We start from the raw sequence: 25,101 nt of genomic DNA, 5'->3' as shown, positions 1-25,101 counted from the left end.
AAAGCCGGTGTCGAGCTGCATTTCGATGACCATGGGCATAGCTGGTGCCTGAGGCTGTGCGGTTATGCCGAAGCGTTGCCAGTAATTCTTCGTGACCTGACCGACATCCTCAAAGTGCCGTCGCCGGCTGCTTTCAATGAAGGACACCGCCTGTGCTACGAGTCCGTGACGTCAGGTGCCGACGAGATACTGATACGGCAACTGCTGCGCCGCCTGCCGCTCCTGCTCGCGGGAGCCGCACGAGACGGTGATGCATCGCTGGACCAGCACGCGCTCGATCAAGCCTGGCATCAGTCCCATTGGGATGCATTGGCAGTGGGACTGCCTCGGCATCTGAGTGGCCCGTTGCAGACGGTACTGGCTGAGCTGCCTGGGCTGGCCGGGCCCGGTGCCGGTCAGTACCACGAAAGCACACCGCGTCATTGCTGGTCGCGCTTTGGTCAGCCTGGCGTGGAAACCGCGTTGGTGCTGTTCTGTCCGCTACCGCTTCGGACAGTCTTCATCGAGGCGAGCTGGCGCCGCCTGGCGCGATTGATGGAAGGCGCGTTCTTCCGCCGACTGCGCAGCGAACTGCAACTCGGCTATGCGGTGTTCTGTGGCTATCGTCAGTTCGGCGAGTGCCCAGGCATCGTTTTCGCGGTGCAGTCTCCCAGCGCATCTGCCAGTGAGATCCTCGCCCATATCGAAACCTTCCTCGACGGCTTTGCCGGCACTCTGGTTGAAGTCGCTGAAGCGGATCCCTCGACCGGCAACCACGACGGCGACCTGCGCCGCCGCGCCGAGTCGTTATGGCAGGCGCACCTGGCCGGCTTCGATGGCGACCACCCGGAGGCGGTGGCTGCGGCGTCGGCCAACCTCGATGCCCGAGCTATCCGTGCTCAGCTACAGGCGCTGCGCGATGCCGAAGGCGGCTGGCATGTGGTCGCCAATGCCGAAGCGCCCGACACGCGTTGGCATCGTTGCTGACGGTTATCTCCGCGTCCCACATCACCCGCCCATTCAACCCCGACAATGCAGCTCGATGGCCAGCCGTTTACGGCGGGCTGCCGTGGCTTGTGCCTGGGTATGGTGGCGCGCTGCTTTGGGTGTACGACCTAAGCCTCGTGCGTCTGGCGGTCGGATGAGATGCTTTACATGCAAGACGGCACCCCGGGCGAAAGTACTAGCCTTTCGCCGCCATCGCAGCGTATGTGCGCTCGGACGGCCTTTCGATAATCGCTCCCGTCACGACTGCTTGTCGTCAAAACCGCGGAGAGCGCCATGCACAACAACAAGAAAGCTGTATCAACCCTGTTGCCACTGGTCCTGGCCAGTGCCGTCGCCATGACCGTAAGCCAGTCGGCTGTCGCCGAAATCGTGCTTTACGATCAGGACGACACCACCTTTTCCACCGATGGTTACTTCAACACCTTCTACGTTCACAGCGACGTAGAGCGTGCCGGCGAGCAGTTCGATCGCAAGCAGTCGCGGGTGAAAATGGGCTTCCTGCCCAACTGGATCGGCTTCAACTTCGGCAAGCAGGTCGGCGATCTCAAACTGGGCGGTCGTTCCTCGTTCTGGGTGACCATCAACGACAGCGAAAGCAACGGCACCGAAACCGGTATCGACGTTCGTCAGTTCTACGCCACCGCAGCGAATGAGCAGTGGGGCGAAGTGCTGTTCGGTAAGGACTTCGGCCTGTTCGGTCGCTCCAACATCCTGCTCGACGAGATGCTCAGCGGTTACGGCCAGGTCAGCGACACCCTGGGTCTGGTCGATGGCGGCGGCGTCTCCTTCGGCAACATCGGTACCGGTTACCCGTATCCGTTCCCGACGTCGCAGATCACCTACCGTTCGCCGAAGATGAGCGGCCTGCGCATCGCTGCCGGCATCATGGACCCGGTAGACACCACCGACGATACCTCGTCCACCCTGGACAAGGCCTACCAGGAAGCGCCGCGCTTCGAAACCGAGATCACCTACGAGTTCGAGATGGGCGGCACCCAGTTCTACACCTGGATCAACGGTATGCAGCAAAGCTCGGACAACACCGACAGCAGCATCGAGAAGGTCGATTCCAAGGGCCTGGGTTACGGCGTGCAGGCCAAGATGGGCAGCCTGTCGCTGACCGCATCGGGCTTCCAGGCCGAAGGTATCAACCCGTTCTTCACCAACAACGCCGGCGAAGCACTGCTGCGTGAAGTGGACAGCGACGGCTACCTGCTGCAGGGCTCCTACCGCTTCGGCAAGAACCGCGTTGCGCTGTCCTACGGTCAGACCAAGGATGATGGCAACGGTCTGGGCGGTGAGGCCGATTACGAGACCCGCGGTATCGCCCTGTTCCACAGCATCAACGACAACCTGACCCTGGTCGCCGAACTGAACCAGTTCGAGATCGAAGGCAAGGACAGCCCGGCACTGGACGAAGAAACCCGCACCTTCGCAGTGGGCGCGGCGCTGAGCTTCTAAGCGAGGCGATCAGCAGGGCGCGGATGGACGTCGAACCGTAGGTCGCTCCATCCGTTGCATCGGCAGTGGGACGTACGTTGAGCGTATTCCACGCCCTGTGCGCAGTGATGATCTCTGCGCAACCACGAGAAAGGCCGGCACCGTAAGGGGCCGGCCTTTCTGCATCTGTGCATCACTGAACATGGCCAGCGTGCGTCGAGGCCAGGCCTGATCGGGATGGACACCGTTTGGTTCGCGGTGCAGAGGATGGCTGGTGGACGGGAACCGACACTGCGGCCACTGAACTAGCAACGCAGCGCTGCGTTGTTTCGTCGCGATACTACCTAGGCAGGCCTTTACCGGTACTCAAGTAGCATTTTCGTCCCATATGCCCTGCCCAAGAATGGGGTCATCCGATTCAAGTGGTGCGGGGTATCGTGCGTGACCGATGAACAAGGCGAAGTGATCCGCACGGCGATGTCCGAGGCCCGGCTACCCGAAACGGTGGCGCAGGACCTGGCGCGCCAACTGATGCACCCGCATCTGGGCTTCGTGCTGTTCTTCTGTTCCGCTGAATACGACCTGCCGGCGCTGGGCGATGCGCTGCGCCAATACTTCGGTGGCGTGCGTCTGGTCGGTTGCACCTCGGCGGGCGAGATCACCTCCCAGGGCTATGGGCGCAGCTGCGTGACGGCAGTCGGCTTCGACCATCGAAGCTTTTCCATCGCCTGCGAGCTGATCGACGAGATGGATCGCTTCAGCCTGATCGAGGCACAGCAATTGGTCGAACGCCTGGGTAGCGACTGCCGCAGCAACTCGCTGGCGCCGATCAAGGACCACAGCTTTGCGCTGACGCTGCTCGACGGGCTGTCCAGCCGTGAGGAGATCGTGTTGTCTGCGCTTAGCGCCGCGTTCGGCAGCATTCCGCATTTCGGCGGTTCGGCTGGCGACGACAATCACCTCAGCGATACCTACGTCTATTACGACGGCCGGTTCTACAGCGGTGCGGCGATCGTGGTGCTGATCAACACCTGGCTGGATTTCGAGGTGTTCACCACCCATCACATCCTGCCACTCGAAGACAAACTGGTCGTGACCCGCGCCGACAGCAACAGCAGGCGGGTCTACGAGCTGAACGCCGAGCCGGCCGCCGAGGAATACGCCCGGCTGATCGGTGTGCCTGTCAGCGATCTCGATCACCGTCTGTTCGCCGCCCATCCCCTGGCGGTGCGGATCAACGAGCACTACTACGTGCGCTCGATCCAGAAGGTCAACGAGGACATGAGCCTGACCTTCTATTGCGCGGTTGAGAACGGCATCGTGCTCACCGCCATGGAACCCGGTCCGCTGATGCCGAATCTGGAAGCCCTGTTCGAGCGGCTGGAACAGCGCCTCGGGCCGCCGCTGTTGACCATTGGTTGCGACTGCTTTCTGCGCCGGCTGGAAATCGAGGGTAACGACACCAGCGAACAGACCTCGGCTTTTCTCCGACGCCAGCAGGTGATCGGCTTCAACACCTACGGAGAGCAGTTCAATGGCATGCACATCAACCAGACCTTCACCGGTGTCGCCATTGGCCGACCCGGAGGCCGGGCAGGTCGCTGAGCTGCTGGCGCGCCAGGCCGAACTCGAGCGCGAAAACCTCAAGCTCAAACGCATCAACGCCGCACTGATCGAGCGCGTCGAATCCAGTGGCGCCGGACGGGATGCATCCTATGCGGCGTTCCAGCATTCGGTGGAACTGGCCGAGCAGGTGCGCGAGCGCACCGACGCGTTGAACCAGGCGATGGCCGAGCTCAAGGGCAGCAACCAGCTGCTCAGCGATGCGCGGCTGCGCGCGGAAACCGCGCACCAGCACCTGGTCGACGCCATCGAGAGCATTTCCGACGCATTCGTGCTGTTCGACCGGGATCAGCGCATCGTCCTGTTCAACCGTCGCTTCAAGTCGCTATGGACGCGCACGCGCGCGCGCATCAACGCCGGCACGCGGCTGGCCGAGGTCCGCCGGCTGGCGGAAAGCACCGGGTTGATCGTCGAGGAACACCGCGGCAAGGGCGATGAGCCCACGGTGTATCGACTGAACAACGGCCGTTGGGTGCAGGTCAGCGAGCGACCGACCCGTGAAGGCGGGCTGGTGATTCTCTACACCGACATCACTGAGGTGAAAGTCAGCGAGACCATGCGTCGCGAGCAGGCGCTGGCGCAGAAGTCGAGGCTGTTGCAGCGCGCGGTGGACAACCTGTCTCAGGGCGTGGCGATGGTCAGCGCCGAGGGTGCGCTGGAGCTGTGGAACCGGCGCTTTCTCGAACTCTGCGGGCTGGCGCCGATCGAGGCGCATCGACCGTTCGAGGAGGTCATGGCCGACAGCGAGCTGACCCTGCTCACACCCAACAGTCGTGACGCCCGCGGCCGGCCGATCCGCGAGCTGGAGCAGCGCCTGTTCGATGGCCGCGTGCTGGAAATTCGCACCCATGCGCTCCCCACCGGCGGCTTCGTCAATACCTTCACTGACATCACCGAGCGCTACCGCCATGCCGAGGCGCTGCGCGAGAGCGAGCGCTGGATTCGCCTGATCACCGACCATGTGCCGGCGCTGATCGCCTACGTCTCGGCCGATCTCACCTACGAGTTCACCAACAAGGTCTACGAGGAATGGTATCGCTGGCCCAGCGACGGCATGCTCGGCCAGTCGCTGCGCGAGGTCCACAGCGGCGAGCACTGGCGGCAACTGGAGCCCTACATTGATCGCGCACTGTCGGGCGAGAGTGTCAGCTTCGAGATGGCCGAGCGCAACCATGCCGGCCAGCAGCGCTATATGCTGCGCTCCTATGTGCCGAACCGGCAGGCCAACGGCGAAGTTGCCGGCATTTTCGTGCTGATTCAGGACATCACTGATCGCCGGCGCACCGCCGAGGCGTTGCACCAGGCCTATCAGAATCTCGAACAGCGGGTGCGTGAGCGCACTGCCGAGCTGACCAGCCTCAACGACCAGCTGCTGCGCGAGATCGACGAGCGCAGCCACGTCGAGGCGCGGCTGCGCGAAGCCAAGCGCGAGGCGGAACTGGCCAACCTGTCCAAGACCAAATTCCTTGCCGCGGTCAGCCATGACCTGCTGCAGCCGCTCAACGCCGCGCGGCTGTTCACCAGCGCCTTGCTGGAACAACCGGGGGCGCCCAACGGCGGGCTGATCCGCAACATCAGCAACTCGCTGGAAGACGTGGAGAACCTGCTCGGCACGCTGGTCGATATTTCCAAGCTGGATGCCGGCGTGATCAAACCGGATATCGCCCCGTTCGCCGTCAGTGAGCTGTTAGAAAACCTGGCCATGGAGTTCCGCCAGATCGCCGGGGCCGAACAGTTGCAGCTGGACTTCATTCCCTGTTCGGCGCTGGTGCGCAGCGATATCCAGCTGCTCGCGCGCATCCTGCGCAATCTGCTGACCAACGCGATTCGCTACACAACCAAAGGACGCGTACTGCTCGGTTGTCGTCGCCACCGGCAGAGTCTGTCCATCGAAGTCTGGGATACCGGCGTGGGCATCGCCTCGGACAAGCTCGAGGAAATCTTCCAGGAGTTCAAACGCGGGGAGGGCGTGCGTCCCAACCAGGATCGTGGTCTCGGCCTTGGCCTGGCCATCGTCGAGAAGATCGCGCGCATGCTGGGCCATCGTATCCGGGTCAGCTCGCACCCGGGACGCGGCTCGTGTTTCGCCATCGACGTACCATTGGCCAAGCGCGCACCCAAGGCGCGGCCTGAGCCGAGCACCACGGAGCTGGTGCTACAGCGGCTGCAGGGCGCCCGGGTCTGGGTGCTGGATAACGACACGGCGATCTGTGCGGGCATGCGCACGCTGCTGGAAGGCTGGGGCTGCAAGGTGATCACGGCGCTGTCCGAGGAGGACCTGGCGCGGCAGGTGGACAACTTCCATGCCGAGGCCGACCTGATGATTGCCGACTACCACCTGGACAATGGCCACACCGGCATCGATGTCGTCGCCACCGTCAATGCGCGACGCGCCAGCCCGCTACCGGCGCTGATGATCACCGCCAACTACAGCAACGAACTCAAGCAGCAGGTCCGCGAGCTGGGCCATATGCTGATGCACAAGCCGGTGCGGCCGATGAAGCTGAAGACTGCCATGTGCCATATGCTCGAGCATGGTACAGCTGGATGACTGATCCGCTGGCCCCCGCAGCCGTCGGATGTGACCGCATCGCCGCGGGCGCGCTTCCCACAGGACCTGGAGTTTTGTAGAAGCACGACATCTGGGCGATGGTATGGGTTTTCAGGCTAGCTGTGCTCCGATCTCACCCAGATGCCGTTGCCTCGCAGGCGCTCGCGATCATGTGGTCGATCCAGTCCAAGAAGCGGACCTTTCGGCACGATGCCATTTCCGTTGATCTGTCGATGGCTGGCGTAGTAGTGGTTCTTGATGTGTGTGAAATCCACCGTTTCGGCAATTCCCGGCCACTGGTACAGCTCGCGTAACCAGTTCGACAGGTTCGGATAGTCCTCGATGCGGCGCAGGTTGCACTTGAAGTGGCCGTGGTAAACCGCGTCGAAGCGAATGGCTGTGGTGAACAGGCGCCAGTCGGCCTCTGTCAGGTACTCCCCTGTCAGGTAGCGCTGCTTGCCCAGGCGTCGCTCTAGCCAGTCGAGCTCACGGAACAACTCGTCGAAGGCCTCTTCGTAGGCCTCCTGGGTCGTGGCGAAACCTGCTCGGTAGACCCCGTTGTTGATCGCCGGATAGATCCGCGCGTTTAGCGCATCGATTTCACCATGCAGCGCCTCTGGGTAGAAATCCAGCGTAGAGCCGGTCAGCTCGTCGAAAGCGCTGTTGAAGATGCGGATGATCTCGGCCGATTCGTTGTTGACGATGCACTGGCGCTCGCGATCCCAAAGAACGGGGACGGTGACCCGGCCCGAGTACTTCGGATCGTCACGGGTGTAGCGCTGATGGAGGTAGTCGAATTCGTCCAGCGCATCGCCGCTGGAGCCGGTGGACTTGTCGAAGGTCCAGCCGTGCTCGGCCATCAGCCAGCTGACCACGGACACGTCGATCAGCGGCTCGAGCCCCTTGAGCTTGCGGTAGATCAGCGTGCGATGCGCCCACGGACAGGCAAGCGAAACATAGAGATGATAGCGACCGGCCTCGGCCTGGAAGCCACCCTGACCGTCAGGCCCGGGCGCGCCGTCGGGCGTGACCCAGTGCCGGCGCTTGGCCTGTTCGCGTTCGAATTTGCCATCGCGGCTTGCGTACCAGCGGTCGTGCCACTGGCCATCGATCAGTAATCCCATGGTGCCCTCCTGTTACGGCATAGGAGGCCAGTCTAGGAAGCATCGTTCGATCGATGTGACCGAATGGCGGGTTAATCCTATCGCTTAAATCGATGAATGGCGGGTGCGCCAGTAGCTTTGCGCTTGCTCGAAAGCTGCCTCCCGCGTGGCGCCAAGGCCTCGCAGGGCAAGGGCCATGGTGGCGATCACAGCGAGTTCACCGTAGGCGTCTTCCTGCTCGCCAGCCCAGACGGCAAGCAGCTGCTGCGGGTCGAGCTGTGCGGGCTTCACGTGGCGCCGCTCGGACAGTGCCGGCCATTCCTCGTCCCACGGCGTGCCGCCAGTGGTGCCGTAGAGATGGGAGATGTTGTCCGGGTTCATCTCGATCTCGCCGCCTTCGCCCTTGATGACGATGGCGTGGTCGCCGAGCAGGGTGCTGGCCTGGCGATGGGCATCCTGATAGCCGGGGTGGAAGATGCTCTGCAGACCGCAGCGTGCGCCCAGCGGGTTGAGCAGGCGCGCCAGCGAGTGGATTGGCGAGCGCAGGCCGAGCAGGTTGCGCATGTCAATCATGCGCTGCAGCACCGGCATCCAGGCTCCCAGCGGGATGAACGCGAGATTGCTCTGGTCCAGTGCCACGCTGACCTGTTGCCAGTTCTCGCATCGACGAATGCCCAGCAGCTCAAGCTGCTGTTCGCTATAGATGCGCCCAGCAGTATGGGCACCGCCACCGTGCATGAGGATGCGTATGCCATTGGCTGCCAGGCACTTGGCTGCCAGCAGATACCAGGGCAGGTGACGCTTCTTGCCGGCATAGGTCGGCCAGTCGATATCGACCGGGATAGTCGGTGCTTGCACGCGCTCACGCACGGCCTGGGTAAAGCCCGCCAGCTCGTCGGGGCTTTCTTCCTTGTGCCGCAGCAACATGAGGAAGGCGCCCAGCTGAGCGTCCTCCACCTTGCCGTCGAGCAGCATGCCCATGGCTTCGCGGGCTTCTTCGCGTGTCAGGTCGCGGGCGCCACGCTTGCCTTTGCCAAGGATGCGCACGAAGGCGGCGAAAGGATGTTCTGCAGGCGTTTCGAGGCTCATAGGCAGTTGCTCGGTTTTGGCAGCCCGGCCAGCTTGGCGGCCAGTTTGGCAGGGGTGCCCTTGAACAGGCGGTTGAGGTGCATGCTGTTGCCCTTTTCAGGCCCCAGCTTGAGTGCGGTGTACTTGATCAGCGGGCGTGTAGCCGGCGACAGCTGGAATTCGGCATAGAACTCGCGCAGCAGCCGAAGCACTTCCCGATGTTCGTCTTCCAGCTCCAACTCTTCACGGCGCGCCAGCGCTTCGGCAACGGCTTCGTTCCAGTCGCTCAGATCGACCAGAAAGCCGTCCTTGTCCAGCGCGATCTCGCGCCCATCCACGACCAGGCTGCTCATAGCCAGCTGTTGATCCGTTCGTAACGGCAGGTCAGTTCGACGAAGCCCGCGTAGTCCAGCAATTGCACGCGCGTCGGCAGCATGCCGAGTGCCCGGGCCTGCACGTCTTCTTCAAGTGCGAACAGCGCGACCTGCTCTGGCAGTTGCTCCAATTCGGTCGCGGGTTTGGTTCCGGCTGTCAGGGCGTAGGTTGCGTCGCCGGCCAGCAGCAGGGCGTCGGTGTCGCCTAGTAGCGGCAGGCAGCTGTTGAAGCGGCCGTCGCTGAAGGGCGAATGGGAAAGCAGATGCAGAGTCGCCATCAGATCGTGATCACATGGTCATAGCGGTTGATCAGGGTGCTCAGGCCCGCGTCGTCGAGGATTTCGACCGGCAGCGCCAGAGAGGATTCATCCAGGTTGCGCTCGGCCAGGCTGCTGCGAGCGACGAACAGGCTGTCGATGCCGAACAGCGGCAGCGCCTGCAGATTCGCGGTCAGGTCTTTCTGCTCGAGCGATGCAGCTTGCTGCGAGGCGGCGAGCTGAAACACGCCATCATCGAGAAACAGCAGTCCTAGCGGCAGCTCGAAAGCGCCACCGGCCAAAACGATATCCAGTGCCTCACGCGCAGAGGGACCGGCCCAGGGCGCCTGACGGCTGATGATAAGCATGGAACGCGCCATCATTGGCCTCCGAAGCAGACGAGCCGATCGGCCTGCTGCGCGGCTTCATGCAACTGGCCCAGCCCCGACAGCTCCCAGCCAGCGGCAAGGTTCGCTGCCGGACGCTGGTAGCGCTGCGCTTCGCCGGCATCCAGTACGCCGCGACGCAGGCCGGCGGCGATGCAGACCACGCCGTCCAGCTGGTTGGCGCTGACGAAACGGCTCCATTCGGCCGCCACGTCCAATTCGTCCTGTGCCGCCACGACGTTAGCCGAAGCACTGTGCACGCCATCCTGATAGAAGAACAGCCGGACGATTTCATGCCCGCCAGCGAGCACGGCTTCGGCAAAGCGCAACGCGCGGCGTGCCGCGGGTGAATGGGGCGGGGCGAACAGGGCGATTACGAATTTCATCGGAGCACCATGGCAGAACAGCGGACATGATACGCCAGCTGTGGGATCGGGTAGGAGGCGGCCTCACGGCCGCCGTCCTCCCACACCACCGTGCGTACGGTTCCGTACACGGCGGTTCAGGCCATGCGGTTAAGCCGATTGATCGTATCCAGTATCGAGACCAGTCCAAGTCTGTCCCATAGCTTCTTCGGCAGCGCCTGATTCATATGCGGCGCTCCTGAGTTCCACCACGGGCCTCGGCCATTGAAGGCCGACTTGCAGGCACGCTCCTCGCTCAATCCCAGGCGCATCAGGTTGCGCGCCCTCGTAGAGGGCTGCTTCCATTGCCGCCAGATGACACAGCGAAGTTTGTGCCTGACCCAGCCATCCAGCTCTTCCAGTGGACGCTTGCTCTGGCTGAGCTTGAAGTAGCCTGCCCAGCCTCGCAGCACCGGGTTTACCCGCTCGATGACATTCGCCATCTTGTGGCCCCGCACCCCTCGCAGCAGTTCCCTGAGACGGTCGCGCACACGGCGCAGGCTCATGGTTGCCACTCGCAGTCTAGGCAGCGAGTGCCAACTCATCCCATACCCCAGGTAGTCGCATTTCCACGACCCAGCCACGCGACTCTTGTCCCGATTCAGTCTCAGTTTCAGACGGTGATTCAGGAACCGCTCGACACTGGCCAGCACTCGTTCGCCAGCACGCGGACTACGGACATAAATGTTCGCGTCATCGGCATAGCGCACGAAGCGATGGCCTCGCCGCTCCAACTCACGGTCGAGTTCATCGAGCAGGATGTTCGACAGCAGCGGCGAAAGCGGGCCGCCTTGCGGCGCCCCCTCCTGCCGATGGCTGACAACCCCGTCCGACATGACGCCCGCTTCGAGGTAACGGCGGATGAGTCTGAGCACCTGTTTGTCTTCGACATGGCGCTCAACACAGAACATCAGGATGTCGTGGTTGACCCGATCAAAGAACTTCTCCAGATCGAGTTCCACGCAACACCTATGACCCGCCGCCACATGGGTGCGGGCCATCTCGACAGCCTGGTGAGCGCTTCTGCCCGGACGGAAGCCGTAGCTATAGTCCGAGAACAGCGGATCGAAGATCGGCGTGAGCTGTTGCAGCAGGGCTTGCTGGATCAGGCGATCCACGACACTGGGAATGCCCAGTTGCCGCATACCGCCCTGCGGTTTGGGAATTTCGACCGCCCGCACTGCCTGGGGATGGTATTCACCTGCCAGCAGCCTGACCTTCAGGATGGGCCAATACTGTTTCACGTAGCCTGCCAAGTCGGCGACCGTCATGCCATCGGCACCCGGCGCCCCCTTGTTGCTGACCACGCGCTGATACGCACGCTTGAGATTCGCCGGTGCAAGCACCCGCTCCATCAGCGTGTCCGGCTCCGCGTTCATCCACGTCACCGACGCCGCCGATACCTCTGCGCTGTCAGGCGTCATCCTCGGCCTCTGGCCGGGACTCGGGGTGACAGTCTTCTCTTGGAGAAATTTCTGCATTTCGGTTATCGACGAGACGCTGACGCCTACTGGCGGCATGACCTGTTCGGCCCTTGATGGCGTGGTTGACCGCCACTTACTACGGCCTCGGCTGACTTCTGCACGCCCATCCCGTCGCCTCTCGACAATCGGTAGCACAATGGCAAGCGTACAGATCTCCCAGGGTAATTCGCGCGACCTTCCTGCTTATGCCTGTCGGATCTACGTCGCAGCGTTCCGTGCAAGTATCGGGCTTTGGCGATTATGGCCACCTCACCCCGCTGCGCCGCCTCATCCGCTTCCTGTTCGTCAGGCCAGCATTTTGCCTCGGGCTTCCTTCAGATTCGCAGTCGCCCGCGACACCCTTGCCTTCAGCTAACACTTCCCCTTGCCGGGTGTGTAGAGGACTTTCACCTCCAAGTCGCCAGGCTCACCACCACAGTGAACCCGACAGCGCCAGTCACGGCGCTACGCGCCATGCCTGGCGCACCATGAAAAAGCCCGCCGAAGCGGGCTCGTTCAAGGCGATGCCGGATCAGTCGTCGCCACCGAAGATGCCCAGCAGCTGCAGCAGGCTGATGAAAAGGTTGTACAGCGAAACGAACAGGCCGATGGTGGCCATGATGTAGTTACGCTCGCCGCCGTGGATGATGGCGCTGGTCTGGAACAGGATGCAGGCCGAGGAGAACAGCACGAAACCTGCGCTGATCGCCAGTTGCAGCCCGGTGATCTGGAAGAAGAAGCCCGCCAGCATGGCGCCGATCAACACGAAGAAACCCGCGGTGATGAAGCCACTGAGGAAGCTCATGTCCTTGCGGGTAATCAGCACGTAGGCTGACAGTCCGAAGAACACCAGGGCGGTCATCGACAGCGCCGAGCTGATCAGCTCACCGCCATTGGCCAGACCCAGATACATATTGAGGATCGGCCCGAGCGTGTAGCCCATGAAGCCGGTCAGAGCGAAGGTGGAAACCAGGCCCCATGCCGAGTTTCGCAGCTTGGCGGTGAGGAAGAAAAGGCCATAGAAGCCGATCAGCACCACGAAGATGTTCGGGTAGGCCGCGTTGGCCTGCATGGCCATATAGGCAACCAGGCCGCTGAACGCGAGCGTCATGGCCAGTAGCCCGTAGGTGTTGCGCAGGACCTTGCTGACCTCACGCTGTTCGACCTGCGTGTGGCTAAGCGCGTATTCGTGTTCGTGCATGGCGACACTCCTTGGATGAATTCAAGCCTGAGACGATTTGTCCCGGATCATAACAGAGGCAAGTTGGATGCCTAGCATCAGTGTTTGACAGTGTATTTCTATCCGGTACTATTGCGCCCGCTTTATCCGGAAGTGTGGCCGAGTGGTTGAAGGCAGCGGTCTTGAAAACCGCCGAAGGGGAGACCCTTCCCAGAGTTCGAATCTCTGCGCTTCCGCCATCTGAAAACCTGAAGGCCCCGATTACGGGGCCTTCAGCGTTTCTGCGGTACGGAAAACGAGCGCGGATGTTGCCAGGATCGGCGAATGTCAGGCTGCCGTTCATTGCGTAGGCTGCCCGCGCGACTTCCTGCAACATCCGTAGGGCAAGTTTTGCTTTGACAGTGTCGACGCACGTTGTGCTGCAGTTGGCACTTGCCAGCCAGAGCGATGCGAAAGCCACTGCTAGAATCCGCCGCCTGACAAATGGAGTTGTCATCATGAAGCGATTCAGGCAACCGGAGGCATTTGCCCTGGTTCAACAATATTTCGAACCGCTGCTGTTCAGCGCGCGGATGGATTCGCCCTCGACCATCCGCGTGCTGCTAGTCGATGAAGCAGCAGGCGAGTCGCTCTTGCTTACCGGTTTGCCGTGCCGGCTATCGCTTTCCCGCGCCGAGATCACCGGGCTGATCAATACCATCGATCTGGACGCCGCCGCGCTGCGGCCGGGGCTGCTGAGCAAGCTCAAGCGCCCTCGCTTGCTTGGCTAGTCACTGAGGATGGAGCGTGCGACGTCACCAGCGCCAACAGATTGCTCGCCATGAAGGGCGTCTGCTCCCTGAGCGAAAACAGCTTGGGTGACAGCAACCAGGTGTGGGTGATGCCCATGAGGCTCGAATAGAGCAGCAGCGCCAGCGATCGTGGGGATTGGCAGTTGCCGGTGCCAGGCGTCTGCTGACTTCGCTCGACCAGCGCCTCCAGCAGCTGGACCATGTCGCGGGTCAGCTTGCGTTCACGCTTCAATGTGCTGGCCATCTGTGCCGTGAGTTCGGTCTTGTTCAGCAGGATCTCGAAAGACTGGCGATACCAGCGGTCCTCCAGCAACAGCCGAAACCAGTCGTCGATGAAGTGCTCGAGCGCGACAAGCGGCTCGTCGGCCAGCTTTCGGCTGCGGGCGATGAGCTGCTCCAGCGGTGCCTGGGAGTAGGCCAGGACCGCTTCGTACAGTTCGTCCTTGCTTTTGAAATGCCAGTAGATCGGGCCGCGGCTGAAGCCGGCGCTGTCGGCGATCATCGCCAGCGTGGTGTTCGAGTAACCGTTGCGGCTGAACAATTCCAGTGCTGCAGCAATGATCTTCAGACGGGTCTGTTCGGCGTCTTCTTTGGTCCGGCGCATGTGGGGGCCTCAGATGATGCGCGGTGGGTCAGCCAGAACCCACTGTGCGACAGCGCGCCGTGGCTGATGATACGGGCGCTTGGCGCCCGTCACGCTGAAGACTCAGAGTTTTCCGTCCGCGGCCATTTGCATGTAGGTGGTATCGAAGCGCAGTTTGACGTTGGCATCCGAGCCCATCAACTTGCCGCCAGGCATGGCGATGCCGATAAAGTCTACCGAGTCCGCACCGTCGCCCAGCAGACCGTGGTCGAAGGAGAACCTGCGCACGCTGTCCATGGCCTGATACGCTTCGTCGCTGTTGATGAACGCGAGCGAGTCGGCAGGCTTCCAGAACATCTTCATGCCCTTGAGCTGGCTTTCGTACCCGGCCTGATCGGTTCCGGAGGCCTGGCCCAGCGAGGCACGCGCCTTGGTGCCTTCGTCGGTGTCGCTTTCCAGGATCGCCATCACCTCATACCAGGCGCCAACCACGGCTTTGCCGAAATCAGGGTTGTCGGCCAGGGTTTCGCTGTTGACGATGGTCAGGTCCTTGATGTGGCCGGGGATCTGGCTGGAGTCGAAGGTGCGGTGCGCACCGGGCGTGGCGGCGACTTCGTCGAGCAGCGGATTCCATGTCACGACATTGCGCACCTCGTCCGTACTGAATGCCGCGACCAGATCGGCGTCCGAGGTGTTGACCACCTGTACGTCGCGCTCGCTCATGCCGACGCTATCGAGCGCCTGGGCCAGCAGGTAATGCGAAACCGACAGCTCGACCAGATGGATCTGCTGATCCTTGAGGCTCTTCAGGTCGGCGCTGTCCTTCATCACCATCCCGTCGTTGCCGTTGGAATAGTCACCGACGATCAGTGCGGTGGTATCGATGCCTCCGGCTGCCGGAATCGACAGCGCATCCATGCTGGTGGCGACCACCCCGTCGAACTGGCCGGCGCTGTACTGGTTGATCGACTCGACGTAGTCGTTGACCTGGGTGATGTTCACTTCGATCCCGTACTTGTCGGCCCACTTCTTCATGATTCCCGACTCATCCGCATACTTCCATGGCATCCAGCCGGCGTAGATGGTCCAGGCAATATCGAAGCTTTTCTTTCCCTCGGCCTGCGCGGCAAAAGGCGAAAGGGCTGCAAAGATCACGGCGCCGGCACAGAGTGCCCGCTTGAACGTATTGGCTTGCATGGTGAATCTCCTTTTCATCGAGTCAGAAGAATTTCAGGTAGCGCTGGATTTCCCAGTCGGAAACATGGGTGTGGTAGGCATTCCATTCGTCGCGCTTGTACTCGACGAAGGCTTCATACATCGCGTCGCCGAACACCTGGCGCGACAGCGGGTCGGCCTCGAAGGCGTCGATGGCTTCGGACAGCGTGCGCGGCAGGGTTTCGATGCCCATGTCCGCGACATCCTTTTCGCTGTAGTCGTACATGTTTTCGCGATGCGGCTGGCCCGGTTCGAGCTTGTCGCGGATGCCTTCCAGGCCGGCGGCGAGGATCATCGCGGCGCCGAGATAGGGGTTGCAGCCGATATCCGCGGCGCGGCATTCGACCCGCGCGCCTTGGGACGGAATACGCAGCATGTTGGTGCGGTTGTTGTTGCCGTAGCAGACGAACACCGGCGCCCAGGTCGAGCCGGACATGGCGCCCTTGCGGATCAGCCGCTTGTAGCTGTTCACCGTTGGCGCGATGACCGCGCAGATCGCCTTGGCGTGTTTCAGCACGCCGGCGATGAAGTGATAGGCGAGCGGGGTGACACCGCAGCCGTGAGGGTCTTCGCCATCCACTTCGAAGAGGTTCTTGCCCGAGGCCAGGTCCGCCAGTGACATGTTGTAGTGCGCGCCGCTGCCGGTGCGCTGCGCCGAGGGCTTGGGCATGAAGGTGGCGAAGGCGCCGTGCTTGCGGGCGATCTCGTTGGCCATCATGCGGAAGAACACGAAGCGGTCGGCCATGGTCAGTGCGTCGGCGTACTTGAAGTCGGTTTCGAACTGGCCGTTGGCGTCTTCATGGTCGAACGAGTACACGCCCCAGCCCATCTCGTTCATGGCTTCCACCAGCTCATCGATCACCGGCAGGTTGTCCATCAGCAGGCGCGGGTCATAGCAGGGCTTGGCCGCGGTATCACGATCGCTGAGTGGGGCGAAGCCACCGTCCGGGGTGTCCTTGTAGAGGAAGAACTCGGTCTCGATGCCCAGATTGAAGCTGTAGCCCATCTCGGCCGCAGCGTCGGTCTGGCGCTTGAGAATGCCGCGCGAGCAGGCTTCGAACGGCTTGCCGTCCAGGTACAGATCACTGGCGAACCAGGCCAGGCTGCGATTCCAGCTGCACTGGGTGGCGCTGGCCGGATCGGGCATCGCCGCCACTTCGTTATCGCTGATCTGCTGCGGCACGCCGTCCAGCGCTGCGCCGGTGTACAGCTCGGAACCGCGAAGCATCTGCCCCAGATGGTCGAGCGGAACGAACTTGCCTTTGATCACGCCGTGCATGTCGACGTAGCTGGCCATGGCGTACTTCACGCCCTTGTCCTGCAGCCGCTGTTTCAGCTCCTCGACGGAGGAGAGTGGGAAGCTGGTCATCTGCTTGCGCTCCTTGGAGTCATGAATGGCGGCCGGGGCCGCTGGCACGATTCCTTCATCCAATATACATGCCAGCGTGTATAGAAACGGGCTACGTCTGGTGCCACTGCTTGCCCGTTTCGCCGATGTGGGAATCATGCAGATGCTTGAAATAAAAAGGGAAAAGAAGCTTCACGCGCTGGGCGAAATGAGCCTGGAAAGCGGCGAGCGATTGCGCAATGCACGCATTTGCTATCAGGCAATAGGCACGCCGAACCGCGCGCGGGACAACCTGGTGCTGATTCCGAGCTACTACGGCGGCACACATTGGGGCAGCCTGCCCCTGCTTGGTGCGGAGGGACCACTGGCGGGCGGTGATTACTGCGTGGTGCTGAGCAACCTGTTCGGTGCCGGCTGGTCGACTTCACCGAGCAATGCGGCGCCAGGACAGGAAGGTGCGGGCTTTCCACAGGTGAGCCTGCTAGACAATGTGCACGCACAGAAGGCGTTGCTCGACCGACTGTTCGGTGACGACTGGCAGCTCGCCCTGGTCAGCGGCTGGTCCATGGGCGGCATGCAGACGCTGTTCTGGGCGATGGCCTATCCCGAGCGGATGCGCGCCATCCTGCCGTTCTGCTGCACGGCACGCTGCTGGCCGCACAATCGGGTGTTTCTCGAAGGCGTGAAAGCCGCGTTGTGTGCCGACGCGGCCTGGCAGGGCGGTCGCTACGCCACGCCGCCGGAACGCGGCCTGCGTGCCTTTGGCCGTGCCTATGCCGGCTGGGCCTATTCCCAGGCGTTCTATCGTCACGAGCTGTGGCGCGAGCTGGGCTTCGAGAGCCTGGAGGCGCTGCTCGACTACTGGGAGCAGGATCATCTGGAGCAGGACGCCAACGACCTGCTCTGCGTGCTGAACACCTGGCAATCGGCCGACCCGGCCCGCAGTTTCGCTGCCGCCTCGCTGGCCGGAGCGCTGGGTCGCATCCGCGCGCGGTCCATCCTCATGCCCGGCAGTACAGACCTGTATTTCACCGTCGAGGACGCGCGGCACGAGGCCGCACTGATCCCGGGTGCCGAGCTGCGGGTGCTCGAATCGGACTGGGGCCATTGCGCCGGTGGGCCGGGCCGCAGCGCGCCGGCCATGCAGCAGGTGTTCGCGGCAATGGCCGAGTTGCTCGGCCGCTAGCCTTCAGCCGGCCACGGCGCTGAGTTTGGCCAGTTGCTCGAGGTCGGTCTGCATGCCGGACGTCTCGCGGATGCGGGCGAGGATTTCGCGCTTGAGCTCGGTGAATTCGGGCGCGAGCTTCATGTCCTGATGGCGCTGGGCCGGCAGCGGCACCTCGTAGATGGAGTCGATGCGCCCGGGCCTCGGCGCCATCAGCACGATGCGGCTGCCCAGATAGATGGCTTCCTCGACATCGTGGGTGACGAACAGGATGGTGCTCTTTTCCAGCCTGTGCACATGGCGGATGAGGTCGTGCATGACCTCACGCGTCTGCGCGTCCAGCGCACCGAACGGCTCGTCCATCAGCAGCGTCGCGGGCTTGGGCATCAAGGCGCGGGCAATGGCGACGCGCTGCTGCATCCCGCCGGAGAGTTGGCTGGGGTAGGCATCGGTGAAGCGCGTCAGGCCCATCAGGTTGAGCAGGGCGTCGGCGCGGCCTGCGGCCGACTCCACGTCTCCATCGTGGCGCACGGTGTCGCCGATCACCTTGAGCTGCCGGCAGAACTTGATGTTCTGCATCACCGTCAGCCAGGGGTAGAGACTGTAGTGCTGGAAGACCATAGCGCGGTCGACGCCAGGACCATCGATGGGCTTGCCGTCGAGCAGGATCTCGCCGCGGCTCAGCGTTTCCAGCCCGGCGATGATTCGCAGCAGGGTGGATTTGCCGCAGCCCGAGGCGCCGACGAAGGTGACGAACTCGTTGGGCTGGATATCCAGGTCGATCGACTGCAGCGCCTGCACCTCGCGGCGCTCGCTGACAAAGGTCTTGCCGACCTGGCGGACACGAATCTTGGCATCGGACATGGTCATTTCCTCATCCAGGGAAAGGCTCGGCGGTGCAACCAGCGGAAGGCTTGATCGGTGAGCAGGCCGATCAGGCCGATCAGCAGGATGCCGGCGAAGATCTTGTCGGTGTGCATGTAGCGCTGCGCCTTGAGGATGGCGTAGCCGAGGCCGGAGTTGGCCGCGACCAGTTCGGCCACCACCAGGTAGGTCCAGGCCCAGCCGCAGGTGATGCGCAGGGTGTCGAGCAGCGCCGGTTTGGCCGACGGCAGGATCACCAGCTTGACGATCTCGCTGCGGTTGGCCCCCATGGTCTGTGCCGCCTCGATCTGCGCCATGGGCACGCGGCGCACATCCTCGGCGACCATCAGCACCATCTGGAAAAAGGTGCCGATGAAGATGATCAGCACCTTGGAGCCTTCGTCGATGCCGACCCAAAGCATCACCAGCGGAATGAAGGCCACGGCCGGCATATAGCGGATGAAATCGGTGAGCGGTTCGAGAAAGGCTTGCACCGGCCGGTAGGTGCCGATGTACAGCCCCAGCGGCAGGGCGATCAGCGCCGAGGCGCCGAAGCCCGCCATGACCCGCCAGACGCTGATGCCGATGTCCCCCAGCAGCCCCTCGCTGGTCCACCAGCGACCGATGCGTTCGAGCACTGCGCCGGGGCTGGGCATGAACATCGGGTCGGCGAGGCCAAGCGCGGTCCACAGCCACCAGATGATGAAGGGCAGGCTCAGCCCGGCGCCGGTCAGCAGCCAGGCGCTGCGCCGGGATATCTCGCCGCGAATGCGCCAGAAACTGCTCTTGCGCACCACCTGTTCGGCCGGTGCGGCCGGTGTTGCCGTATGTCGCTGCTGCGCGGCGGTGGCAGCGGAGGGGATGCTGATCTGCGCTGTCATGCGGGAACCTCCTGTGAAACGGTGGGCACATCCAGTTCGACGCGTTGCCAGCCGCCGGCCGCCGGATAGCGACCGAGGGCGGCAAGGTCCGCGGCGGGCAGGCTGGCGGGGTCGGCGAAGTTCCAGTAGCTCGACAACAGGGCGTCGCCGACGCGGCCGGGCAGCGTCGAATGGGTGATCTGCCAGGGTGTTGCGCCGTTGCGATGGCGACCGAACGACAGCTCACAGGCCAGCAACTGTGGCCGCAGGGCGGGGCTGACGGCGGCCAGTTGGTCACGCAGATATCCTGTGCTGGCCGGCAGCAGAATCGGCCGCTCGGCAGCGAACAGGAAGTAGTCGCCCGCTACCAGCAGACAGGCCTGCCGGGCTGGCTGCTCCGCCGCGCGCAGCCAGATGCCCCAGTTGCGCCCTTGCGACTCCGGCAGGCGCTGCCAGATTTCGTGATAGCTGCCGTCCAGCCCGTCTTCCAGCAGCCGCTCCGGGGTCTCGAAGTGCATCAGGCCGATATCCGCAGGTCCGCCCGGCGGCTGGAAGTCGATCAGCCGATGCCACTGGCAGATATCGCCGGTGACCTCGGTGATGCCGGCGAAGCCAGCCTGTTCGCTCAGGGCCAGCTGCTGGGCATGGCTGCAGGTTTCCAGCGAGGCGGCTGGCGGCAGCGCTTGCGGCCGCGGCAGGCGCAGGTCGGCGTGCAGGCTGGCGGTTTGCAGCCAGTACACCTCGCTGGTTTCGTCACGCAAGCCGGCCGTGGTGGTCAGCAGGCGCCGGCGCCACACGCCAAGATAGGCATCGGGAACGCTCTTCATGCGTGGTACTCCGGAAAGCGTTTGAGGGTGCGCCAGAAGGCCATGTCGTGATTCGGCCAGATTGCGGCGTCGGTTTCGGCAGCGGTGGCCTTGAGCTTGCGGATGCTGGCCAACGCCAGGTCTTCGCGGTCCTGCCAGCAGAGGCCGGGCGCGACTTCGTCGACCAGGTTCTCGCTCAGGTCCGCAGCGTCCCCGGCGAGAATCACCGGCTTGCCGTGCGGCAGTTCGATAAGCAGCGACATGTGGCCGGCGGTGTGCCCGGGGGTATTGATCGCGCGCAGTCCGGGCAGCAGCTCGTATTCGTCGCGCTGCAGCATCCAACGATGTTCGCCGGCAAAGTCATCGGCGAAGTAGGCATTGTCCGCCTGGGCGCGGGCGGCGGCGAGTTCCGCTTCATGCACATGCACATCGCAGCCGCACAGTTCGCACAGGCCACCGGCGTGATCGAAATGCAGATGACTGAGGAACACGAGATCAATATCGGCGGGGGACAGCCCGTGTCGGTCCAGATGGGCGGGCAGACGCTGCTCCTCGGTCATCTCGGGCGGCCCCATGGGAAACTCCACCGGATCGAACCAGCGCGCACGCAGCTGCGGATCGCTGAGCTTGGCGTAGTCGCAGCCGACGTCGAACAGCACGCGACCCTGTCGGGTTTCGATAAGGAAGGCGAGGATCGGCGCGTCGATCAGCGTGCCCTGGCCGCGATTGCGGGTGGAAATCGACTTGTCATAGCGATGCGTGGCGGTCAGCAGTGGCCAGAGCTTCAGCACATCGGTCATGCGGCACGCTCCAGACGCCGGAGCAGGCTGGCGCTGTCGGTCACGCTGCCGAACAGCCCACCTTCGACCTCGATCATCGCCAGCGCAGCTGCATGCAGTTGCGGGTCGGACGAGGCGCAGGCATCGCTGACGGTCAGGCAGTCGAAGCCAAGGTCGATGGCCTGGCGCAGCGTCGAAGACACGCAGACCTCGGTAGTCACGCCGGTCAGGATCAGCCGCTCGATGCCGCGGCGGCGCAGGATCAGTTCGAGATCGGTATGGGCGAAAGCGCTGTAGCCGGGTTTGTCGATCACCGGCTCGCCAGCGCGCGGCTGCAGTTCGTCGATCAGGTCGTGGCCGAATTCGCCGCGCACCAGCAGGCGGCCGAGGGGGCCAGCACTGCCGATGGGGGCGCCAGTCGCTTCGGCACGGCGGCGTTTGGGGTCGGGCAGATCGGAAAGATCCGGACGATGACCTTCACGGGTGTGCACGACCAGCATGCCCAGCCCGCGAGCGCGATCCAGCAGCGCCTGGATCGCCGGGATCGGTGCACGCAGGCGGCTGACGTCCATGCCGGCCTGGTCGGCGTAGCCACCCAGAGCGCAGAAATCACGCTGCATGTCGATCACCAGTAGCGCCGTGCGCCCGGGGTTCAGGTTCGTCGCCAGGGTCACAGGGCGAACTCCTTGCACACCGCGGCGGCGATGCCTTCGACGATGTCGTCGGCCAGCCGCTGGCCTTTCGCCGCGCTGGAGCCCTTGGCCGAGGACAGCACGCCGGAAGGCGGCACCCATTCGGTACGGGTGGGGTACATGTCGTAGGGCGGGAAGTCCGCCGGGGCGTCGTCCGGAATCTTCTCCAGCGCCACCAGCTGCGGATGGAAGTGCAGCATCAGCGAGGTCTCGATCACCGCAGCGTGCTCCAGGGCGAAGCCGGGGAATCCATTGGGGAAGACATCGGTCAGGGTCTGCTCGCGACAGAAGTCCCAGTGTTCCAGGCGCATTACCTCCAGGCCGGCGTCCGGTCCGAGGTCGCGCAGCGCCAGCTGGATGCCTTCGGCGACGAACCACTGGTTCTCGTAATGGCCGAGCACCAGCACCAGGCGGCGCACGCCGTGGCGGTGGAACTCCCGCACGGCGTCGCGCACCAGTGCGCTCAAGGTCGCGCCATCCAGGCTGGTGGTACCGCAGAAATGCTGGCCGCCGCCGCATTTGGGTTGCGACTTGTAGCCGTAGGACAGCGCTGGCGCGACCAGCCCGCCGACCCTCATCGCCACTTCGGCGCTGATGGCGCTGGCCAGCAGCGCGTCGGTGCCCAGCGGCAGGTGAGGGCCATGCTGCTCGGTGGCGCCGCAGGGCAGGAAGACCACGGCGCCTTCGCCGATGCGGCGTTCATAGTCGACCCAGCTCAGTTGATCCATGTGCACGCTCATGCGCAGGTGCTCCTAGTCGCGATGGGGAGGGGACGTTCCGGCCAGCCGGCGATCAGCGCGGCGGTGGTGATCAGGGCGGCGCCGAGCCATTCGTTCGGGCCGATGGCGTGGTTGCCGAACCAGGCGGACGACAGCACCGCGGCGATCAGCTCGAACACCACCAGCACCGCGGCACGGCCGGCTTCAAGATGAGTGAGGCCGTACTGCACGGCGGCCATGCTGACCAGCCAGCCGAGGGCGAGCAGGCTGATCTGCCAGGTCAGGGTCAGATCCAGCGGTGGTATCGACTGACGAAACAGCAGGCAGAACAGCCCACCGAGCAGCGCGCTGCCGATGAAACTGACCAGCGCCTTGCTCGCCAGCGGCACCCGGTCGGCGGCGCGGGTGGCGAGGTTGTTGAGGCTGAAGGCAAGGCCGGCGGAAAGCGCCAGCCAGTCATTCGCGCCCGGCGCGTCCAGGGCTTCGCCAGTGATGCCGAGGGTCAGGCCGATGCCGAGCATTGCCAGCCCCAGAGCGAAAAGCCGTGTGCCGCTGAGGCGTTCGCCCAGCAGCAGCCAGCCGCCGACCATCGCCCACACCGGCGCCAGATAGAACAGCAGCATCACCCGCACCACGTTTCCGTCGGCCAGGGCGGTGACCAGTGCCGCGGTGGCCCAGCCGCCGCACAGGCCCATGGTGAGCACTTGGCGATACTGGCTGGCCCACCGCCGGCGCTGCTGCCAGAGCACCGGCACAGCCAGAAGGCTGAGTAGCGAATAGGTCAGCAGCACCAGCGGCATGCCGGCCAGGCCGCGGGCAGCGAAGAACTGCAGCGGTAGCCAACCCAAGCCCCACATGATGGCGCCGCCGATCAGCATGCCCTGTGGCATAAGGCTGTTCATGCGCCCATCCAGGAGCCGCCATTGGGCCCGAGCAGCTGTCCGGTGAAGTAGCTCGACTGCGGCGAAAGCAGAAAGACGATGGCCGCCGCGACTTCCTCCGGCGTACCCAGGCGCGCCATGGGGATCGCCAGTTCCTTGGCCATCCACTCGTCGCTCATGTGCTCCGGGCTGACCATCGCCGTGGCGATAGGGCCGGGTGCGACGCCATTGACGCGAATGCCATCGGCGGCGAATTCGCGCGCCAACGAGCGGGTCAGGCCGATCACCCCGGCCTTGGCCGTGCAGTAGGCGGTGTACTGCTCGCGGCCGAGAAAGCCGAGGTCCGAGGCGACATTGACGATGGCGCCGCTGCGCCGCGGCTGCATCCGCGCCAGTGCATGACGGCAGCAGCGATAGACGCCGGCGAGGTCGACGCCCAGCACCATGGCCCAGTCTGCTTCGCTGGCCTCGAGAAAGGGCTTTTCCAGGATCACCCCGGCGTTGTTCACCAACAGATCCAGTGGCCCGTGCGCCTCGATGGCCTCGAACATCGCCGCGACCGCGGCCGGGTCGCTGACATCCGCTTCGATGGCCCAGGCGTCGCCGCCATTGGCGGTGATCTGCTCGACCAATTGGTTCGCCAGATCATGCTGGTCGCGATGGTTGATCCAGACCCGCGCACCCTCGGCTGTCAGTGCAAGCGCGGTGGCGCGGCCGATACCGGTCGCCGCGCCGGTGACCAGGGCGGTCTGGCCAGTAAAGATGGCAGCCATTAGTGCATCACCTCGCCGTGGCTGACCGACAGCGCCTGGCCGGTCAGGGCGGCAGCCAGTGGCGAGCCGAGAAACAGGAAGGTGCCGCCCAGATCCGCAGGCGTCAGCAGCTCCGGGATGGCCTGGTTGGCGAGGATCGTCGCCAGTTCGGCGCTGTCGCTGCGGCCGTTGGCGTCGGCCATCACCTGCAGCGAGCGCATGGCCGCATCGGTGGCGATCCAGCCGGGGCATACCGCGTTCACCCGGATGCGCCGCGGCCCGAGTTCCCAGGCCAGAGAGCGGGTCAGGCCGACCACTGCGTGCTTGCTGGCGACATAGGCGGAAAAGCCCGGCACGCCTTTCAGACCCCAGATCGAGGCCTGGTTGATCACGCTGGCGCCGGCACGCAGGCGTGGCAGCAACGCACGGGTCAGGCGTTGCATGGAGCCGACGTTGTTCTCCAGCAGGGTCGACCAGCGCTGATCGGCCTCGAAGCTGCACTCATCCAGCGGCGTGGCGTATTCGACGCCGGCGTTGTTGACCAGCACATCGGCATTGAGGCCGCGGCAGGCGAGGTCATCGGCGTACTGCTGCACCGCCTGGCGATCACCGAGGTCCAGCGCGGTGCAGTGCAGCGGCGTCTCGTCAGCGAGTTCGTCTGCGAGCCGGGCGAGGGCGTCGGCGTCACGGTCGAGCAGTTCCAGGGTGGCGCCGGCAGCGGCGAAGCTCTGCGCCAGTCCCCGGCCGATGCCCCCGGCGGCGCCGGTGATGACCACGCAGCGGCCGCGGTAATCCAGTGCCTTGTGCATG

General features: G+C 63.9%; 25 protein-coding genes, 1 tRNA gene and 1 pseudogene. 7 read left to right on the top strand and 20 right to left on the bottom strand.

What is annotated here, in order from left to right:
- From F753_RS49740 to nahK, 4 genes and pseudogenes are all read left to right on the top strand, one after another.
- A pseudogene (locus F753_RS49740) lies at positions 1–966 on the top strand (pyrroloquinoline quinone biosynthesis protein PqqF); the annotation flags it as partial.
- 294 nt (positions 967–1,260) lie between these two features.
- On the top strand, positions 1,261–2,448 hold the full coding sequence (locus F753_RS37920) for a porin (RefSeq protein ID WP_023445614.1): 1,188 nt from the start codon (positions 1,261–1,263) through the stop codon (positions 2,446–2,448).
- 420 nt (positions 2,449–2,868) lie between these two features.
- Positions 2,869–4,032, top strand: coding sequence for a nitric oxide-sensing protein NosP (nosP, locus tag F753_RS37915; protein WP_003284516.1), 1,164 nt, complete (start codon positions 2,869–2,871; stop codon positions 4,030–4,032).
- Positions 4,001–6,601, top strand: a complete 2,601-nt coding sequence (nahK, locus tag F753_RS37910) for a hybrid sensor histidine kinase/response regulator NahK/ErcS' (protein WP_023445613.1) — start codon at positions 4,001–4,003, stop codon at positions 6,599–6,601. Before nosP ends, nahK begins: the two co-directional genes overlap by 32 nt.
- Before the next feature lie 116 nt (positions 6,602–6,717).
- Here nahK and F753_RS37905 read toward each other — a convergent pair whose 3' ends face one another.
- The 8 genes from F753_RS37905 to F753_RS37870 all read right to left on the bottom strand — a co-directional run bounded on the left by F753_RS37905 (position 6,718) and on the right by F753_RS37870 (position 12,857).
- Positions 6,718–7,725 carry a glutathione S-transferase family protein gene (locus F753_RS37905; RefSeq protein WP_023445612.1) on the bottom strand — a complete coding sequence of 336 codons (1,008 nt, stop codon included), beginning with the start codon at positions 7,723–7,725 and terminating at the stop codon, positions 6,718–6,720.
- A gap of 84 nt (positions 7,726–7,809) precedes the next feature.
- Positions 7,810–8,793 (bottom strand): glycosyl transferase family protein, encoded by a 984-nt coding sequence (locus F753_RS37900; protein WP_023445611.1) that lies wholly within the window; start codon positions 8,791–8,793, stop codon positions 7,810–7,812.
- Positions 8,790–9,125: a TusE/DsrC/DsvC family sulfur relay protein gene (locus F753_RS37895; protein ID WP_023445610.1), complete on the bottom strand. Its 336-nt coding sequence runs from the start codon at positions 9,123–9,125 to the stop codon at positions 8,790–8,792. Before F753_RS37895 ends, F753_RS37900 begins: the two co-directional genes overlap by 4 nt.
- Complete coding sequence (gene tusB / locus F753_RS37890; protein WP_023445609.1) at positions 9,122–9,424, bottom strand: sulfurtransferase complex subunit TusB; 303 nt, start codon at positions 9,422–9,424, stop codon at positions 9,122–9,124. The genes F753_RS37895 and tusB overlap by 4 nt, the downstream gene beginning before the upstream one ends.
- Entirely contained in the window at positions 9,424–9,783 is a 360-nt protein-coding gene (gene tusC, locus F753_RS37885; RefSeq protein WP_023445608.1) for a sulfurtransferase complex subunit TusC, read from the bottom strand. The genes tusB and tusC overlap by 1 nt, the downstream gene beginning before the upstream one ends.
- Entirely contained in the window at positions 9,783–10,175 is a 393-nt protein-coding gene (gene tusD, locus F753_RS37880; RefSeq protein WP_003284508.1) for a sulfurtransferase complex subunit TusD, read from the bottom strand. Before tusD ends, tusC begins: the two co-directional genes overlap by 1 nt.
- 116 nt (positions 10,176–10,291) lie before the next feature.
- Positions 10,292–11,713 carry a group II intron reverse transcriptase/maturase gene (ltrA, locus tag F753_RS37875; protein ID WP_017517123.1) on the bottom strand — a complete coding sequence of 474 codons (1,422 nt, stop codon included), beginning with the start codon at positions 11,711–11,713 and terminating at the stop codon, positions 10,292–10,294.
- 475 nt (positions 11,714–12,188) lie between these two features.
- Positions 12,189–12,857: a Bax inhibitor-1/YccA family protein gene (locus F753_RS37870; RefSeq protein WP_015277156.1), complete on the bottom strand. Its 669-nt coding sequence runs from the start codon at positions 12,855–12,857 to the stop codon at positions 12,189–12,191.
- 128 nt (positions 12,858–12,985) lie between these two features.
- Between F753_RS37870 and F753_RS37865 the strand changes: the two genes are divergently transcribed.
- Together F753_RS37865 and F753_RS37860 are read left to right on the top strand one after the other, a co-directional pair.
- A tRNA-Ser gene (locus tag F753_RS37865) sits at positions 12,986–13,075 on the top strand.
- A 258-nt stretch (positions 13,076–13,333) separates the two neighbouring features.
- Positions 13,334–13,606, top strand: coding sequence for a DUF1652 domain-containing protein (locus tag F753_RS37860; protein ID WP_023445607.1), 273 nt, complete (start codon positions 13,334–13,336; stop codon positions 13,604–13,606).
- On the opposite strand, the gene F753_RS37855 is transcribed toward F753_RS37860, so the two are convergent.
- The 3 genes from F753_RS37855 to glnT form a co-directional block, all read right to left on the bottom strand.
- Positions 13,581–14,231 carry a TetR family transcriptional regulator gene (locus F753_RS37855; protein ID WP_023445606.1) on the bottom strand — a complete coding sequence of 217 codons (651 nt, stop codon included), beginning with the start codon at positions 14,229–14,231 and terminating at the stop codon, positions 13,581–13,583. The two genes, F753_RS37860 and F753_RS37855, sit on opposite strands and share 26 nt — an antisense overlap.
- A gap of 102 nt (positions 14,232–14,333) precedes the next feature.
- Positions 14,334–15,407, bottom strand: coding sequence for a putative urea ABC transporter substrate-binding protein (locus F753_RS37850; protein WP_023445605.1), 1,074 nt, complete (start codon positions 15,405–15,407; stop codon positions 14,334–14,336).
- A gap of 22 nt (positions 15,408–15,429) precedes the next feature.
- A complete protein-coding gene (gene glnT, locus F753_RS37845) occupies positions 15,430–16,794 on the bottom strand; it encodes a type III glutamate--ammonia ligase (RefSeq protein WP_031297782.1) in 1,365 nt (454 codons plus the stop codon).
- A 142-nt stretch (positions 16,795–16,936) separates the two neighbouring features.
- Here glnT and F753_RS37840 point away from each other — a divergent pair, with 142 nt between their 5' ends.
- A complete protein-coding gene (locus tag F753_RS37840) occupies positions 16,937–17,959 on the top strand; it encodes an alpha/beta fold hydrolase (protein ID WP_031297781.1) in 1,023 nt (340 codons plus the stop codon).
- 3 nt (positions 17,960–17,962) lie between these two features.
- Here F753_RS37840 and F753_RS37835 read toward each other — a convergent pair whose 3' ends face one another.
- Genes F753_RS37835 through F753_RS37795 form a run of 9 tightly spaced genes read right to left on the bottom strand, consistent with a single transcriptional unit; the run spans position 17,963 to position 25,100 of the window.
- Positions 17,963–18,802 (bottom strand): ABC transporter ATP-binding protein, encoded by an 840-nt coding sequence (locus F753_RS37835; protein WP_180982697.1) that lies wholly within the window; start codon positions 18,800–18,802, stop codon positions 17,963–17,965.
- A 2-nt stretch (positions 18,803–18,804) separates the two neighbouring features.
- Complete coding sequence (locus F753_RS37830) at positions 18,805–19,683, bottom strand: ABC transporter permease (RefSeq protein WP_023445601.1); 879 nt, start codon at positions 19,681–19,683, stop codon at positions 18,805–18,807.
- The gene (locus F753_RS37825) at positions 19,680–20,489 is read right to left on the bottom strand and encodes a hypothetical protein (protein ID WP_023445600.1); all 810 of its coding nucleotides are present in this window, start codon (positions 20,487–20,489) and stop codon (positions 19,680–19,682) included. The genes F753_RS37830 and F753_RS37825 overlap by 4 nt, the downstream gene beginning before the upstream one ends.
- Entirely contained in the window at positions 20,486–21,268 is a 783-nt protein-coding gene (locus tag F753_RS37820; RefSeq protein ID WP_023445599.1) for an N-acyl homoserine lactonase family protein, read from the bottom strand. Before F753_RS37820 ends, F753_RS37825 begins: the two co-directional genes overlap by 4 nt.
- Entirely contained in the window at positions 21,265–21,921 is a 657-nt protein-coding gene (locus F753_RS37815) for a cysteine hydrolase family protein (protein ID WP_023445598.1), read from the bottom strand. The genes F753_RS37820 and F753_RS37815 overlap by 4 nt, the downstream gene beginning before the upstream one ends.
- A complete protein-coding gene (locus F753_RS37810; protein WP_023445597.1) occupies positions 21,918–22,679 on the bottom strand; it encodes a creatininase in 762 nt (253 codons plus the stop codon). Before F753_RS37810 ends, F753_RS37815 begins: the two co-directional genes overlap by 4 nt.
- The gene (locus F753_RS37805) at positions 22,676–23,560 is read right to left on the bottom strand and encodes a DMT family transporter (protein ID WP_023445596.1); all 885 of its coding nucleotides are present in this window, start codon (positions 23,558–23,560) and stop codon (positions 22,676–22,678) included. The genes F753_RS37810 and F753_RS37805 overlap by 4 nt, the downstream gene beginning before the upstream one ends.
- The gene (locus tag F753_RS37800) at positions 23,557–24,312 is read right to left on the bottom strand and encodes an SDR family NAD(P)-dependent oxidoreductase (RefSeq protein WP_023445595.1); all 756 of its coding nucleotides are present in this window, start codon (positions 24,310–24,312) and stop codon (positions 23,557–23,559) included. Before F753_RS37800 ends, F753_RS37805 begins: the two co-directional genes overlap by 4 nt.
- Positions 24,312–25,100 carry an SDR family NAD(P)-dependent oxidoreductase gene (locus tag F753_RS37795; protein WP_023445594.1) on the bottom strand — a complete coding sequence of 263 codons (789 nt, stop codon included), beginning with the start codon at positions 25,098–25,100 and terminating at the stop codon, positions 24,312–24,314. Before F753_RS37795 ends, F753_RS37800 begins: the two co-directional genes overlap by 1 nt.
- Position 25,101: the final 1 nt, after the last annotated feature.

The sequence above is a fragment of the Stutzerimonas chloritidismutans AW-1 genome (genome assembly GCF_000495915.1).
GTDB lineage: Bacteria > Pseudomonadota > Gammaproteobacteria > Pseudomonadales > Pseudomonadaceae > Stutzerimonas > Stutzerimonas chloritidismutans.
The sequence above is the reverse complement of the archived record's forward strand: the minus strand, read 5'-3'. Positions and strand labels throughout refer to the sequence as shown.

What these genes read in the sequence shown, in the direction of transcription:
- F753_RS37855 (WP_023445606.1), bottom strand. Translation starts at nt 14,231, where the DNA reads ATGCGCCGGACCAAAGAAGACGCCGAACAGACCCGTCTGAAGATCATT.
- ltrA (WP_017517123.1), bottom strand. Translation starts at nt 11,713, where the DNA reads ATGCCGCCAGTAGGCGTCAGCGTCTCGTCGATAACCGAAATGCAGAAA.
- tusC (WP_023445608.1), bottom strand. Translation starts at nt 9,783, where the DNA reads ATGGCGCGTTCCATGCTTATCATCAGCCGTCAGGCGCCCTGGGCCGGT.
- glnT (WP_031297782.1), bottom strand. Translation starts at nt 16,794, where the DNA reads ATGACCAGCTTCCCACTCTCCTCCGTCGAGGAGCTGAAACAGCGGCTG.
- F753_RS37830 (WP_023445601.1), bottom strand. Translation starts at nt 19,683, where the DNA reads ATGACAGCGCAGATCAGCATCCCCTCCGCTGCCACCGCCGCGCAGCAG.
- F753_RS37860 (WP_023445607.1), top strand. Translation starts at nt 13,334, where the DNA reads ATGAAGCGATTCAGGCAACCGGAGGCATTTGCCCTGGTTCAACAATAT.
- F753_RS37900 (WP_023445611.1), bottom strand. Translation starts at nt 8,793, where the DNA reads ATGAGCCTCGAAACGCCTGCAGAACATCCTTTCGCCGCCTTCGTGCGC.
- F753_RS37800 (WP_023445595.1), bottom strand. Translation starts at nt 24,312, where the DNA reads ATGGCTGCCATCTTTACTGGCCAGACCGCCCTGGTCACCGGCGCGGCG.
- tusB (WP_023445609.1), bottom strand. Translation starts at nt 9,424, where the DNA reads ATGGCGACTCTGCATCTGCTTTCCCATTCGCCCTTCAGCGACGGCCGC.
- F753_RS37820 (WP_023445599.1), bottom strand. Translation starts at nt 21,268, where the DNA reads ATGACCGATGTGCTGAAGCTCTGGCCACTGCTGACCGCCACGCATCGC.
- F753_RS37895 (WP_023445610.1), bottom strand. Translation starts at nt 9,125, where the DNA reads ATGAGCAGCCTGGTCGTGGATGGGCGCGAGATCGCGCTGGACAAGGAC.
- F753_RS37905 (WP_023445612.1), bottom strand. Translation starts at nt 7,725, where the DNA reads ATGGGATTACTGATCGATGGCCAGTGGCACGACCGCTGGTACGCAAGC.
- F753_RS37920 (WP_023445614.1), top strand. Translation starts at nt 1,261, where the DNA reads ATGCACAACAACAAGAAAGCTGTATCAACCCTGTTGCCACTGGTCCTG.
- F753_RS37840 (WP_031297781.1), top strand. Translation starts at nt 16,937, where the DNA reads ATGCTTGAAATAAAAAGGGAAAAGAAGCTTCACGCGCTGGGCGAAATG.
- F753_RS37835 (WP_180982697.1), bottom strand. Translation starts at nt 18,802, where the DNA reads ATGTCCGATGCCAAGATTCGTGTCCGCCAGGTCGGCAAGACCTTTGTC.
- F753_RS37810 (WP_023445597.1), bottom strand. Translation starts at nt 22,679, where the DNA reads ATGAGCGTGCACATGGATCAACTGAGCTGGGTCGACTATGAACGCCGC.
- F753_RS37850 (WP_023445605.1), bottom strand. Translation starts at nt 15,407, where the DNA reads ATGCAAGCCAATACGTTCAAGCGGGCACTCTGTGCCGGCGCCGTGATC.
- F753_RS37795 (WP_023445594.1), bottom strand. Translation starts at nt 25,100, where the DNA reads ATGCACAAGGCACTGGATTACCGCGGCCGCTGCGTGGTCATCACCGGC.
- F753_RS37805 (WP_023445596.1), bottom strand. Translation starts at nt 23,560, where the DNA reads ATGAACAGCCTTATGCCACAGGGCATGCTGATCGGCGGCGCCATCATG.
- F753_RS37870 (WP_015277156.1), bottom strand. Translation starts at nt 12,857, where the DNA reads ATGCACGAACACGAATACGCGCTTAGCCACACGCAGGTCGAACAGCGT.
- tusD (WP_003284508.1), bottom strand. Translation starts at nt 10,175, where the DNA reads ATGAAATTCGTAATCGCCCTGTTCGCCCCGCCCCATTCACCCGCGGCA.
- F753_RS37825 (WP_023445600.1), bottom strand. Translation starts at nt 20,489, where the DNA reads ATGAAGAGCGTTCCCGATGCCTATCTTGGCGTGTGGCGCCGGCGCCTG.